13 protein-coding genes are annotated in these 12,857 nt (G+C 39.1%); 4 read left to right on the top strand and 9 right to left on the bottom strand.

Annotated features, from left to right (window positions below; genetic code table 11):
* Window positions 1-20: 20 nt before the first annotated feature.
* From HX109_RS11380 to udk, 5 genes are all read right to left on the bottom strand, one after another.
* Window positions 21-905, bottom strand: a complete 885-nt coding sequence (locus tag HX109_RS11380; RefSeq protein ID WP_178952054.1) for an SDR family oxidoreductase — start codon at window positions 903-905, stop codon at window positions 21-23.
* Window positions 906-979: 74 nt separating this feature from the next.
* Window positions 980-3,112, bottom strand: coding sequence for a methylmalonyl-CoA mutase (gene scpA / locus HX109_RS11385; RefSeq protein WP_178952056.1), 2,133 nt, complete (start codon window positions 3,110-3,112; stop codon window positions 980-982).
* Window positions 3,109-4,485 carry a methylmalonyl-CoA mutase subunit beta gene (locus tag HX109_RS11390; RefSeq protein WP_178952058.1) on the bottom strand — a complete coding sequence of 459 codons (1,377 nt, stop codon included), beginning with the start codon at window positions 4,483-4,485 and terminating at the stop codon, window positions 3,109-3,111. The genes scpA and HX109_RS11390 overlap by 4 nt, the downstream gene beginning before the upstream one ends.
* Window positions 4,486-4,649: 164 nt before the next feature.
* Complete coding sequence (locus HX109_RS11395) at window positions 4,650-4,976, bottom strand: FtsB family cell division protein (RefSeq protein WP_178954178.1); 327 nt, start codon at window positions 4,974-4,976, stop codon at window positions 4,650-4,652.
* 2 nt (window positions 4,977-4,978) lie between these two features.
* On the bottom strand, window positions 4,979-5,587 hold the full coding sequence (udk, locus tag HX109_RS11400) for a uridine kinase (RefSeq protein WP_178952060.1): 609 nt from the start codon (window positions 5,585-5,587) through the stop codon (window positions 4,979-4,981).
* 193 nt (window positions 5,588-5,780) lie between these two features.
* Here udk and HX109_RS11405 point away from each other — a divergent pair, with 193 nt between their 5' ends.
* Genes HX109_RS11405 through HX109_RS11415 form a run of 3 tightly spaced genes read left to right on the top strand, consistent with a single transcriptional unit; the run spans window position 5,781 to window position 6,741 of the window.
* Window positions 5,781-6,116: a four-helix bundle copper-binding protein gene (locus HX109_RS11405; protein WP_178952062.1), complete on the top strand. Its 336-nt coding sequence runs from the start codon at window positions 5,781-5,783 to the stop codon at window positions 6,114-6,116.
* A gap of 11 nt (window positions 6,117-6,127) precedes the next feature.
* On the top strand, window positions 6,128-6,367 hold the full coding sequence (locus HX109_RS11410) for a Rho termination factor N-terminal domain-containing protein (RefSeq protein WP_178952064.1): 240 nt from the start codon (window positions 6,128-6,130) through the stop codon (window positions 6,365-6,367).
* Between the two features lie 32 nt (window positions 6,368-6,399).
* On the top strand, window positions 6,400-6,741 hold the full coding sequence (locus HX109_RS11415) for a hypothetical protein (protein ID WP_178952066.1): 342 nt from the start codon (window positions 6,400-6,402) through the stop codon (window positions 6,739-6,741).
* 7 nt (window positions 6,742-6,748) lie between these two features.
* Here HX109_RS11415 and HX109_RS11420 read toward each other — a convergent pair whose 3' ends face one another.
* The 4 genes from HX109_RS11420 to HX109_RS11435 all read right to left on the bottom strand — a co-directional run bounded on the left by HX109_RS11420 (window position 6,749) and on the right by HX109_RS11435 (window position 11,421).
* Window positions 6,749-7,285 carry a Rieske 2Fe-2S domain-containing protein gene (locus HX109_RS11420; RefSeq protein ID WP_178952068.1) on the bottom strand — a complete coding sequence of 179 codons (537 nt, stop codon included), beginning with the start codon at window positions 7,283-7,285 and terminating at the stop codon, window positions 6,749-6,751.
* A gap of 238 nt (window positions 7,286-7,523) precedes the next feature.
* Window positions 7,524-9,680, bottom strand: coding sequence for a T9SS type B sorting domain-containing protein (locus HX109_RS11425; protein ID WP_178952070.1), 2,157 nt, complete (start codon window positions 9,678-9,680; stop codon window positions 7,524-7,526).
* A gap of 8 nt (window positions 9,681-9,688) precedes the next feature.
* On the bottom strand, window positions 9,689-10,519 hold the full coding sequence (locus HX109_RS11430) for an ABC transporter permease (protein WP_178952072.1): 831 nt from the start codon (window positions 10,517-10,519) through the stop codon (window positions 9,689-9,691).
* Entirely contained in the window at window positions 10,519-11,421 is a 903-nt protein-coding gene (locus HX109_RS11435) for an ABC transporter ATP-binding protein (RefSeq protein ID WP_178952074.1), read from the bottom strand. The genes HX109_RS11430 and HX109_RS11435 overlap by 1 nt, the downstream gene beginning before the upstream one ends.
* Before the next feature lie 99 nt (window positions 11,422-11,520).
* Here HX109_RS11435 and HX109_RS11440 point away from each other — a divergent pair, with 99 nt between their 5' ends.
* Complete coding sequence (locus tag HX109_RS11440) at window positions 11,521-12,591, top strand: hypothetical protein (protein ID WP_178952076.1); 1,071 nt, start codon at window positions 11,521-11,523, stop codon at window positions 12,589-12,591.
* The last annotated feature ends 266 nt before the right edge of the window (window positions 12,592-12,857 follow it).

Genomic DNA, 12,857 nt, shown 5'->3' on the forward strand with positions numbered 1-12,857 from the left:
TAATACCTTGATCGTGCTGCTTAACCCTTAGATTTTTTACTTCGAATCATTGCTTCGAGCATATCCCACATTTCCTCTGGAACTGCTTCCAATAGATTAAACTGTCCAGCGCCTTTAAGCCACTCGCCACCATCTAGGGTTATTACTTCCCCATTTAGGTAAGCACCAAAATCAGAAACCATATAAGCAGCTAAATTGGCCAATTCTTGATGATCTCCAACCCTTTTTAGCGGTACTTTTTTAGCGAGGTCGAATTTCTCTTTTAAGTCACCTGGTAAAAGACGATCCCATGCGCCTTTAGTTGGGAAGGGTCCTGGTGCGATAGCATTAAAACGCATACCGTATTTTGCCCATTCCACAGCCAAACTTCTGGTTAAGGCCAATACTCCCGCTTTTGCGGTGGCCGATGGTACTACGTAGGCAGAACCTGTCCAGGCATAGGTGGTAACAATATTCAGTACATTGGTATTTTCCTGTTTGGTGTCTATCCAATGTTTACCAAAAGCCAAGGTACAATTTTTAGTTCCTTTTAGCACAATATCGATAATAGTATCAAAAGCATTGGCCGAAAGTCTTTCTGTAGGAGAGATAAAATTTCCAGCAGCGTTGTTTAACAAAATATCTACTTTTCCGAATTTATCGATTACTTTTTTGTGCATTGCTTCCACTTCATCGTAGTTTCTAACATCGCAAGCTACGGGAAAGCTCATACCTCCCGTTTCTTCTTCCAGTTCTTTAGCTGTATTTTCGAGCTTGTCCAAGCTTCTGGAAGTAATGGCAACTTTGGCTCCCAATTCCAAAAAATATTTTGTCATTGCTTTGCCTAAGCCGCTGCCACCACCGGTAACTACTATGTTTTTCCCTTTGAGGGCATCGTCGCGAAGCATTTTATCGGTATATTTCATTTTTATATTTTTTTAAGGTTACAAGGTTCATTTAATTTTAACTTCAGATCTTTACCGTTGGCTGTTTCGTTTGGTTAATCAATTAAAATCTCCAAAATTTTAATAGCTGCATCACTTATTTTTGTTCCTGGTCCAAACACGGCTACGGCACCAGCATCGAATAGATGTTGATAATCTTGCTGAGGTATTACTCCACCTACTATTACCATAATATCTTCCCTTCCATAATTCTTTAAGGCTTCAATTACTTTTGGTACTAAAGTTTTGTGTCCGCCGGCCAAAGAGGAAACACCCAGGATGTGTACATCGTTTTCTACGGCTTGTTTAGCGGCTTCCTGTGGTGTTTGAAAAAGCGGACCAATATCCACATCAAAACCAACATCAGCATAACCCGTGGCGACAACTTTTGCCCCGCGATCATGACCATCTTGTCCCATTTTGGCGATTAGGATTCGGGGTCTGCGACCATCTTGTTCTGCAAACCTATCTGCTAATGCCTGTGCTTTTTCGAAACTTTTGTCGTTTTTCACTTCTTTTGAATAAACGCCGCTAAACGATTGGATTTTAGCTTTGTATCGTCCGTAAACTTCTTCTAGCGCAAGGGATATTTCTCCCAAAGTGGCTCTATTTCTAGCGGCTTCCACGGCTAAAGCTAATAAATTTCCATCGCCTGTTTGCGCCGATTGTGATAATTTTAAGAGCGAAGCCTGTACCGCTTCCTCATTTCTATTGGCTTTAAGGGCCTCCAACCGTTCCACCTGTTGTTTTCGTACTTGTTGGTTATCCACTTCCAGGATTTGAAGCGGATCTTCCTTTTTGAGTCTGTATTTATTTACGCCTACAATAACATCACGGTTGCTATCTATTCTGGCTTGCTTGCGTGCTGCGGCTTGCTCAATACGCATTTTCGGGATGCCAGCTTCGATGGCTTTGGTCATTCCACCCAATTCCTCTACTTCCTCAATGAGTTTCCAGGCCTTTTCTACAATTTCATTGGTTAGGCTTTCTACGTAATAACTTCCTGCCCACGGATCTACCGTATTGGTAATGCCTGTTTCTTCCTGAAGATATAATTGCGTATTTCTGGCAATTCGGGCAGAAAAATCGGTAGGCAAGGCTATAGCCTCGTCCAAAGCGTTCGTATGTAACGACTGGGTGCCGCCAAAAGCCGCTGCCGCAGCTTCGATACACGTTCTTGCTACATTGTTAAATGGATCCTGTTCTGTTAAACTCCAACCGCTGGTTTGGCAATGGGTGCGTAGGGATAAAGATTTTTCATTTTTTGGATGAAACCTTTTAACCAATTTAGCCCAAAGCATTCTTCCTGCACGCATTTTGGCAATTTCCATAAAATGATTCATGCCAATGGCCCAGAAAAAAGATAGCCGTGGAGCAAAGGTATCGACATCCATTCCAGCTTCAATTCCGGTTTTTATGTATTCCAATCCGTCTGCTAGGGTATAAGCCAGTTCAATATCTGCGGTGGCCCCAGCTTCTTGCATATGATATCCTGAGATACTGATGCTGTTAAATTTTGGCATATTTTTACTGGAGTACTCAAAAATATCGGCCACTATTTTCATGGAAGGAGTGGGAGGGTAGATGTAAGTGTTTCTCACCATAAACTCCTTTAAAATATCGTTTTGTATGGTTCCAGAGAGTTTTTCTGGGGCTACGCCTTGCTCTTCTGCAGCCACAATATAAAAAGCCATAATAGGTAATACCGCCCCATTCATAGTCATGGAAACCGACATTTTATCAAGCGGAATTTGATCGAAAAGAATTTTCATGTCCTCCACAGAATCTATGGCCACTCCTGCTTTTCCTACGTCTCCTTCCACACGCGGGTGATCGGAATCATATCCGCGATGGGTAGCCAAATCAAAAGCTACCGAAAGTCCTTTTTGGCCCGCTTCTAAATTACGTCTGTAAAAAGCATTGCTTTCTTCTGCCGTAGAAAATCCGGCATATTGGCGTATCGTCCATGGCCTTCTTACATACATTGTGGAATAGGGCCCTCTTAAAAACGGAGGAAAACCTGCTGCAAAATCCAAGTGTTCCAGTGCGTCTGCATCTTTTTTTAGATACACCTGTTTTAAGTCGATTTTTTCAGCAGTAGGAAAGTTAGCTTGAGAAACTTCTTTAACTTCTTCTTTTGCTTTTTTTGTTCTTTCTAAAGTGAGGTGTTGTACATTTTTCCGCTTCATAAAGACTCCTTTTTCAAACGTTCTTTTTCCAATTCTTCAGCCAGTCTCTTCTCTATAATGGGTTCGATAAGTGTTTTTCGCGGCTCGGTTTTAACAAAAGGGTACAATTCCAAATCGTTTTGCATCCGGTCTTCTAAATTTTGAAATTTATTGGAGCCTACCAAGGTTTTCTCCTTTTTTAGAAAAGCATCATTTTCCGCTGCGGCACTTTCTTTTATTTTTTTCTGAATTGTATGTTCTTTCAGTTGCTTTAAAAATCCGCCTCCAGCTTCAATACTTTTAAACAATGCTAACGCTTTTTCTGCCAGTTCTTCCGTAAGGGATTCTATATAATACGTTCCATCAGCAGGATTTTGTACTTTGTCGAAATAGCTTTCATGTTTGAGGATTAACAACTGATTTCTGGCAATCCTCGATGCGAATTCATTGTCTTTATGGTAAATAGCATCGTAGGGTAAAGTGCAAATGGTATTGGCTCCACCTACAATGGCGCTCATGTATTCTGTGGTGGAGCGCAACATGTTTACATTGTAGTCGTAAATGGTTTTATTGCGCATGGATGGAAGGCAGAAAATGAAACACTCTGCGTTTAATTTATATTCTTTGGCCAAGGTTTCCCATAACAGTCTTAAAGATCTTATCTTGGCTATTTCCATAAAATAATCACTACCAACACTTATGTTAAAGGTAAATTTGGAAGTGAGGTTTTCCTCATAATTTAAATATTCATGAGCATGTGCTAGGGCGTATGCCAATTGCTGAACGCTGTGGGCGCCTGCATTTTGATACAGCGAAACATCGATGGAAACAGAGGATTTGATGTGGTTATATTCTTTAACGAACCCTTGAATTTCGTAAAAGGTTTGAAGGTCTTTCTTCATATCGAAAAACCAATTGCCGCTTTTAGCCAAATTGCCAATAATATCCAGCTGGAAATATATTTTGGCGTTTTTATCCTTGGTAAAAAGGGTCAGTTCTTTTACAAAAGCAAATGATAAAAATTCTGTTTGAATGTGGATTCCAACTGTTTCAAAAGGAAACTCATCAAAGAGTTCTTGCAGGTTGATTTCTTCCGAAGGAAAAACAAAGAGCAGGCTTTCTGTTCCTTTTTTAATGGATTGCAACGCTTTTTTATTGGCACCAGAAGCTTTTGCCACATAAACCCGTTCGCAGCTATTCCATGCAGGATTTGGCATGGGGTGAAGAATTTCGGGTAAATCTTCTGCGTTATAAAAAGGCTTTATGTCTATTCCTTCCGGAGTTTTGGTAATTAAGGTGTCGTTGTAGTCTTCACCTTTTAATTCAAACTGTATTTTTTGTTTCCATTGTTTGGCGGAAACCTTTGTAAATTCGTTAAAAAGGGAATTGCCCATGTTGGTTTGTTTTTACTCGTTTTTTTGGAAACCTTTAATGTATTCACTTAGCAAACTTTAAAAGTCACTACTCCTAGTTGCATAGAACTTGTGGTTCCGGCACACAAATGCACCTATGAATGTCCTTATGGCGATGTATCGTGTGCTAAACGCCAGGAGCAAAGTCAATCGGTGTCCAAGCTATCTTCATATTCTATCAAATAAATTTCTTCGTCTTCTTTTTTAAGATAATATTCTTCCCTGGCAAATTTTTCCAGTTCTTCTTTGCTATTCAGTTTTTTTAAAATAGACTTATCTTTTTCAATGGCTTCCTTTAAGTGCATTTTTTGTTCTTCCAGCTTTTCAATTTCCTTATTTAGCTCCCTATGAGTAAACCAATAGGAGTTGGTATCAAAAAAAAGCATCCAAATAACAAAAACAGTAAGCACCAGCACATAAATATTACTGAAAAACCGAAACCATTTTGACTTTCTTATTTTTTTAAGCTTCATCATTAAATCAAGCGTTCGTTTATAATTGTTCTTACAATATCAACGGCAACGGTGTTGTATCTATTATTTGGGATGATAATATCTGCATATTCTTTAGTGGGCTCGATGAATTGCTGATGCATTGGTTTGAGGGTAGATTGGTAGCGCTCCAGAACTTCATCGATATCGCGGCCCCTTTCGTTAATATCCCTTTTAATCCTTCGTATCAATCGTTCATCAGAATCGGCGTGAACGTATATTTTAATATCAAAAAGCTCTCTTACTTTCGGATTTGTAAGTATTAGAATCCCTTCCACGATCATTACCTTTCGTGGATGCGTAAGAATTACATCTTTGGTGCGGTTGTGCTTTACAAAAGAATATACAGGCTGCTCGATGGTTTTGTTGTTTCTAAGATCTTCTAAATGTTGGTACAGGAGCTCAAAATCGATGGCCCGAGGGTGATCGAAGTTTATTTTTGTACGCTCTTCATAGCTTAAATGGGAAGTGTCGTTGTAATAGGAGTCTTGAGAGAGTACACCTACTTCATCCAGGGGGAGTTCGTTAATGATTTGATTTACCACTGTGGTTTTCCCGCAACCGGTTCCTCCAGCAATTCCTATTATGAGCATAAAGTTTTATTTTTTACAAAAATATGAAATTTAGACCTTAAATATAACAGAAGATATAAACAGTTGGCTGGGTACCTTACTCGTTTGTTAAAGGAATGAAAAAAGGATATTAAATATCTCATAAATAGGTATTTAAGTATTGTGCTGAGGTTGTTGGTTTCGTAAATTTAGGTAACCAATAAATAAAGCAGCTATGAATAAGAAAGATTTAATTACCATTTTATACGAATGTGTGCGAACCTGTAACGAATGCGCCGATGCTTGTCTAACCGAGCCAAATAATATGAGTGAGTGCATTCGTCTAGACCGTGTTTGCGCGAGCACATGTACAGCCTTGGCAGAAGTTTTATCTACGGAATTTAAAGAAATATCGGGATTGATCAACTTCTGTTTTTTTGTATGCCAGCAGTGCGAAAAGGAATGTTCGCAAAACTCAATGGAGCATTGTAAGAAATGTGCCGAACAATGCAGAAAATGTGCAAAAGCTTGCCAAGAGTATTTGCAAGAATCTATGATAAGTCAACAATAAAAAACACAACGATGCCAAATCCAAGAATTAAGAACGAAGATCAATATGAAGCCTTGCGGGACAAGGGCTACAGCAAAGAAAAATCGGCTAGGATAGCCAATACTCCAGACGCTGGAGAAAAGGGAGGAAAAGCCAAGAAATATGAAGAGTGGACTAAAGATGAACTGTATGAACAGGCAAAAAATGTTGGCATTGACGGCCGTTCCAAGATGAATAAAAAAGAGCTTATTAAAGCCCTTCGCTCCAACTAAATATAAGTGTTTAATTTCTAATCAACTGAGTAATGAATAGTTTGTATAACACATGTGTGGAAACCAACGAGAAATGCATTGAGTTATTAAAGAAATCAACTACGACCTTACCTACCAACGGTAACGAAAACGTTCTGCGGGAACTTAAAAATCTAATAGAGTTATATCAGATCAACGCTAAATTACTCAAGGCAAAAAATAGATTTACCAGTAAACATTGTGCTTATTGCATACAGGAAACCGAAAATTTTCTTGTCAATCAAGGTTCAAACAAAAGATTAAGAAGCCTAAATTTTATGCTTCGAAAACTTATAAAAGATTGTGAGAAAGTATTACAAACGGCCAACAGAAATAATTTTGAAAAAGCGGTGTAACCATTTATTATTCCTCATAAATACGTAAAATGTCTCCGTTTAATTCGGTTTTGTAAATATAGAGTGTATTGCTGGTTACATTGTTGGTTGGGGTGCCACTTAGGTCGTATCTCGAGCCGTGTACACTGCAAGAAAAGGCCTCATCGGTACCATCTTTTTCGTAAACAATTTGGTAATTTCCTTCATGCGGACATTCGCGGGTAGCGGCCACAAAATTCCCCTCCAGGTTTCTAGCAATTACAATTTCATTTTTAATGATGAAACCCCCTTTATCCTTTAGAGGTTCGGCTTCTGCAGTGGTAAGATCTATGGTGAAATCCACTTTTTCGGGTTCGTTGTCGCCGCCTTGATCTCCATTGCCCTGTTCGCCGTTTCCATCTCCTCCTGTATCTGGATTATCTTCATCGGGGTTCTCGGCATTTGGATCTTCTTCCATGACTTCTTCAACATCATCAGAAGCATTGCTGGAACAGCTCACACAGGGAAAAACAAGTGCGAAAGCCGCACCGGCACCCAGGGATTTAAGGAATTTTTTTCTTTCCATAACATTTAGGTTTAAGAACAGTAGGTTATTCTTGTTTTGGGACGATAAATATAAAGATTTTAAATGAATTTTGGGATTACATCTTTTTTTAGTGTCGTTGGGAGCCGTCTTTGGTCGGAAAGAGAGTGGTTAATAAGTAGCCAGTAGGCAAATTGGTTATTGAACACAGCATACTATGAACTAAAAAATTGTTCCTTTTAAAACTTTGCAATTCTTTATGGTCGATGTCTAATGATAATCACCGTTTTAGGCTGAAATGACCTTTGAAATCGCGTCCATCTTCCAGCTTTACACGAAACCAATAATCGGAAGCAGGGAGGTCGATTCCATTATAGGTGCCATCCCATCCTTTACTGGTAGGATCTAGTTGTTTTACCAGTTTACCATAACGGTCGAAAATGTATATCAGCGAATTGGCTTGGGTAAAGGCATTAATACCGGCTATTTGCCAGTAGTCGTTAATAGCATCTCCATTGGGGGTAAAAAACTTGTCGTAGCCAATTATGGAAATTGTTTTAGAAACAATACCACATCCATTTTTATCGCGTACAAAAATTTCGGTAAAGCCATCACTCACATTTTCAAAGATATTCCCGTCTTGATAAGGCCCTGAAATATCCCCAATACTAAATTCGTAATCACCATCACCTTCAACAAAAACGGTAATTCTATTGTTTTCAGAAATATCCTCAACCAAAGGCTCCGGATTTAAAGTGGCGATATTGGAAGGTAAGATTTCGAAGTTTTTAACGCTGGTGCAGGTACGGGTAACACCAAAGGAATTATACACTCGGCTTGCTTCTAGAAAATAGTTGCCCGTTTGTGCAATAGGGGTGTTCTCATTGGTGCTTACTACTTTTTCGGTACCATCGTCTGCCACATATACCCATTTATAGCTATCGAACCCAGCATTAGCGGTGAGCGTAAGTGTGGGGTTGTTAAGGCATAGTAAGGGAAGAGGATCGGGAAGAATAATTTTCGGTTTTTCATCGACTACCAAATTGAATTCTTCAATGTCTTGACATTCATTGTTGTCTTCTATGCGGACATAAATAACGCTGTTTTCAGAAATAATTTCTTCAGCTGTAATCTCATTCAATTCCAGAGAGGCATCTTCCCTGGTATAAAATAGGGACACGTCTAGATTTGGGTAAGCATTTTCTTTTATTTCCCGAAGGTTGAAAGTACCATCGACAATCAGGTCATTTTCATCTCTATCGCAAGAAAAATAAGGACCGCTCTGGGTTAAGCTTGCAGTAGTGCTATTTACTTTTAGTAACAATTCGGCGTCTTTTGTACAATTGTTGGAATTAATTACCCGGGCATAAATAGTTTGGTTATTGCTTCCCACGAAACGCTCTGGATCGCTAATGGGATTGTTGTTGGTGCGGTTATTTGCCGAACTAAAATAGATCACCCGATTGTTAGTGTTGTTATTGGTAATCTGCAAGTCGGCTTGGTTTAAGTTGAAGGTGGTAATTCCATCCGTAGAGTTACCAAGATCGAGATCACACTGCACGAGGGTTGTATTTAATGCCTCCGGATTTTTATAGGCTGCGATGTTAAAACTAGTGAGATCGAAACAGCCATTCACGTTGGTTACCCGTGCATGTATTTCTTTGCTCGCATCGGTAAGGGTTACAGGAGCGGTTATCGGGTTGGTATTATCGTTGGCATCCATTAAGGTTTCAAAAAAGGCAATACTATTATTGGCATTACTGTTAATTTGAGCGGAAAGGGAATATAGATCGAAGGTGTTGCTTCCGCTATCGTTACAAAGGGTTATGTCGGCAACGGTGTTAGCAACGGGCGCTGGTGGAAAGGGAGAGCCGCCGGTAACGGCAGTCCCTGTCCACTCAATATCAAAGCCTCCATCTCCTATGGGTCTATCGATTACTATAAAATAAGAATCGCCAACAGCTACATCGAGAGAGCGAACATATCCATTGCCAAGTTCTCCAGGGCCTTCCGAGGTGTCGGTTTCTGTGTCGTTCATCCCGGTAAGGTTACTGGTTTGCCCGGCCGCTATAGGATTGGTGGTAGAGCAGCGGATGGAAGCTCCCAAATTGGTACAAGTTGCTGTTGGGCCGTAAATAAAAAAATCGTAATCTACTTCGAGATCGGTCTTGGTAGGTTTTAAGGTAAAACCAAGCGTCCCGGCTTTTACAATATTAATCTTTAACCACAAACTGTTGTGCTCAAAACTTGAGCAAGTGTTATTGGTTCCCAGTTCTTGAATACCAATACCATCGGCATTGCTGCTTATCTTGCTGCTTCCGCATACCGTTATGGCATTTACACAATCGTTGGGTAGATTATTTGTTTGCCCATAGAATAATGTATGACAAGCAAATAAAAAAAAGATTAGGAATGAAAACTTATAGTTGGTTAACATTTATTCACTTATAAATCGCGTTTTTTAAGCAATGCATAAGATAGATAAATAAATAGAAACGTCCATACCAAAACAATTAAGATTTCATACCAATGTACCGCATAATCTTTTACATAAGATTCCCCAATTTGGTTGGCTACCGATTGCACTGCACCCAGCCTGCTAAAAGGTTCTTTTATAAGATTGCTCATGGCTTCCAATGGGAGGAATTGTGTAATTCGTTGGGTGATTACATCGGTTGTTTGCCATCTTATAAGTCCGTAAATAATGCCTTCTATTACTTGCCAAAGAATTAAAAAGCCAAGGGCAAAGGCAGATCTTTTTACAAAAATCCCTAGAAATAAACAGAAGGAGAAAAACCCCAATAGCTTTACAAAGAAGGCTACAAGGTAGCCAAGTCCAGAGAATATGATGCTAAGTTCATTGTAATCGGAATAAATGAGCCCCAATATGAAAGAAACTATAAAAATAAAAACCGTAGAGGCTGCAGCGAAGAGCACTACCGTAATGAATTTGGATAATATAAACTCCTTTTTGCTCAGCCCGTCAATAAGGTTTTGCTTTATGGTTTTATTGCTGTATTCGTTAGACATCATGGAAACAATAACAATTGCCAGAAAGAGTTTAAAAAATGCGGCTATGTAGGTGTTAAAGTGCCAAATGTAGGGGAAGTTGAATATACCTTGGTCGGCCAATTGAAAATGGACATCCCCAATATCGAACTTAACCGTGGCGAAAAGCGCAATAAAAGTAAGAAGCACAAAATAGGCAATTATTAATATTCTGCTCGATCGGTTGTTCCAAAGTTTTATAAATTCTATTTGTAGCAGTCGTAGCATTAGTTGGATTGATTTTTTGTTAATGTTAAGAATTGTTCCTCCAAACTTTCTTTTCTCTTTACCAAGTGTGAAAGCACGATGCCTTTTTCAAACATAAACTTGTTGAAAGTACTGGCGTCCATGGGTTCGTTTAAGAATGCAGTGATTATTCCATTTTCGTTTTTTAGTGATCCGAAAGCGGGATTGGTTTCAAGGATTTGAAGCAAAGCCGCTTCATTTTCAGCTTTTAATTCAAAAAATCCGTGACTGGCAACCATTTCGTCCACCCGGCCCGAATATAATTTCTGTCCTTTTCTTAAAATGATAACGTGCGAACAGACCTTTTCCACTTCATCCAAAAGGTGGGAGGCAAGCAGAATGGTAGTTCCCGCAGCTGCAATTTTTTTGATGATTTCCCGAATTTTATGAATTCCCTGCGGATCGAGTCCGTTGGTAGGTTCATCAAGAATAAGGATTTCGGGGTCATTCAAGAGGGCAGAGGCAATTGCCAAACGCTGTTTCATCCCGAGGGAATACGTTTTAAAATTACTGTCTTTACGGTCTAGAAGACCTACCAACTCCAATTTTTCTTCTATTTTATCCTCGGAAACCTCCTTAATTTTACAAACCAACTTTAAATTTTGAACCGCCGACATATATGGGTAAAAGTTGGGGCGCTCTATAATGGCACCCACTTTTTTTAATGCCTGATGAGTGGAGGTATTACCATCGAACCAATGGAAGTCTCCCGATGTTTTGTTCACCACATTGAGTACAATGCCCAATGTGGTAGACTTCCCGCTACCGTTGGGACCCAATATCCCGTATACATTTCCTTTTTTAATAGTGAAGGATAGATCGCTTACCGCTGTGAGAAAATCAAATTTCTTGGTAAGGTTATTTACCGTGAGAATAGTTTCCAAAATTTCTTTATTTGAGTTGATTCTATTAACTTGACGAATTCGCCATGGAATTGTTACAATAATATAGATTAAATTTGACTAAATAATGATATTTGAAGTATGAGTGAAAAATTAATGTCGAAAAAGAAACCATCGTATCCAGTAAACGAACGCCTTTTGGCATATTTGGAGCGCTATAATAGAACCACAAAGATCCCAATATCTTATGACGATTTATTGCGTTTCTCTGGTTCTGTGGTGGTTTACGATGAAGATGATAACGATACACTATGGATACGGGTCTATTATTCTGAATTTGAACGCCCCGAAATTGACTATCATTTAAAGCAGGTGTATACCCTAATATTTTCCGATGGTAATGAAGATATTTTTCAGTACCTCAATATCGATGCTATCGACTTTTGTACGTTTGGAAATTCGCAACCCTTCCGTATAAAAGTTCGAAATATTCTAAATGATAACTACACCTATATTTATGTGAAAAAGGCGGATGCTTCGAGGGTGTATGGCCTGGAGCTGGAGCATATTCTCTCCCCAAACCGTATGAATTTTGCCGTATACCATGATACCTTAATAGAGGAACATATTTCTGGAATTCCTGGGGATGAGTTTATAAAAACGGCCTTGCCCAGCTGTACGGATATTCAAAAAAGCCAGATAGCCAAAGAGTTTGTAAAATTTAACGAACGCTGTATGATAAGGCTTTTGGGCGATATGCGTTCTTACAATTATGTCATTATCCCGGTGCACGATTTCGATAATGTAATATTTAAGATTCGCGCCATCGATTTCGATCAGCAGTGCTACGAGGGGAATTTTAAAGTATACAAACCTCAATTTTTTAAAGAGAACTACCAGATGGTAAAAATGGTAGAAGAGCGTTTAAAACCTGCATCTATTGAACAATACAAAAAAGAAGAGCGTTCACTCTTGGCAAAGCGTATCTTAACTACTAAAAAGCGTTTAAAGGCACTGTTGAGGTGTATGGTAAACGACCATATTACAACCCCAGAAAACTTAGAAGAATTAAAATTGGAGCTTTACAATTACACCCTGGACATGAAATTTAAAAGATGCCGATCGATGGGGCAGGTGGTAAGGGTGGCCTTGGAGTTTGTAAGGAGAAATTACGAAGATGTAAGTATGAAAAGGTTGTTGCATGATAATTGAAAAATGCTTTAGTTTAAAATAGCATTGAAATTAGCTATTAAAAAATTACTGGGACAATGCGCCCTTCCTGCCTACTGGCGGGTACTTTGTCTAAGTTTATCCTGAGCGAAGACGAAGGATTGCTTTTGGGCGAGCAAAAGAAACCGACGTAGGAGGTTCATGAATACAATTAATAACAAATGAAAATTTAATGAACTAAATGAAAGAACCTTTTAAGAATCGAAAAATACGTCTTTCGCTTTTAGAACAGAAATGCTAAGACTTTA

The organism is Galbibacter sp. BG1 (assembly GCF_013391805.1).
Classification (GTDB): domain Bacteria; phylum Bacteroidota; class Bacteroidia; order Flavobacteriales; family Flavobacteriaceae; genus Galbibacter.

Coding starts and splice junctions, on each gene's coding strand:
- HX109_RS11380 (WP_178952054.1), bottom strand. CDS start 905: ATGAAATATACCGATAAAATGCTTCGCGACGATGCCCTCAAAGGGAAA.
- scpA (WP_178952056.1), bottom strand. CDS start 3,112: ATGAAGCGGAAAAATGTACAACACCTCACTTTAGAAAGAACAAAAAAA.
- HX109_RS11390 (WP_178952058.1), bottom strand. CDS start 4,485: ATGGGCAATTCCCTTTTTAACGAATTTACAAAGGTTTCCGCCAAACAA.
- HX109_RS11395 (WP_178954178.1), bottom strand. CDS start 4,976: ATGAAGCTTAAAAAAATAAGAAAGTCAAAATGGTTTCGGTTTTTCAGT.
- udk (WP_178952060.1), bottom strand. CDS start 5,587: ATGCTCATAATAGGAATTGCTGGAGGAACCGGTTGCGGGAAAACCACA.
- HX109_RS11405 (WP_178952062.1), top strand. CDS start 5,781: ATGAATAAGAAAGATTTAATTACCATTTTATACGAATGTGTGCGAACC.
- HX109_RS11410 (WP_178952064.1), top strand. CDS start 6,128: ATGCCAAATCCAAGAATTAAGAACGAAGATCAATATGAAGCCTTGCGG.
- HX109_RS11415 (WP_178952066.1), top strand. CDS start 6,400: ATGAATAGTTTGTATAACACATGTGTGGAAACCAACGAGAAATGCATT.
- HX109_RS11420 (WP_178952068.1), bottom strand. CDS start 7,285: ATGGAAAGAAAAAAATTCCTTAAATCCCTGGGTGCCGGTGCGGCTTTC.
- HX109_RS11425 (WP_178952070.1), bottom strand. CDS start 9,680: ATGTTAACCAACTATAAGTTTTCATTCCTAATCTTTTTTTTATTTGCT.
- HX109_RS11430 (WP_178952072.1), bottom strand. CDS start 10,519: ATGCTACGACTGCTACAAATAGAATTTATAAAACTTTGGAACAACCGA.
- HX109_RS11440 (WP_178952076.1), top strand. CDS start 11,521: ATGAGTGAAAAATTAATGTCGAAAAAGAAACCATCGTATCCAGTAAAC.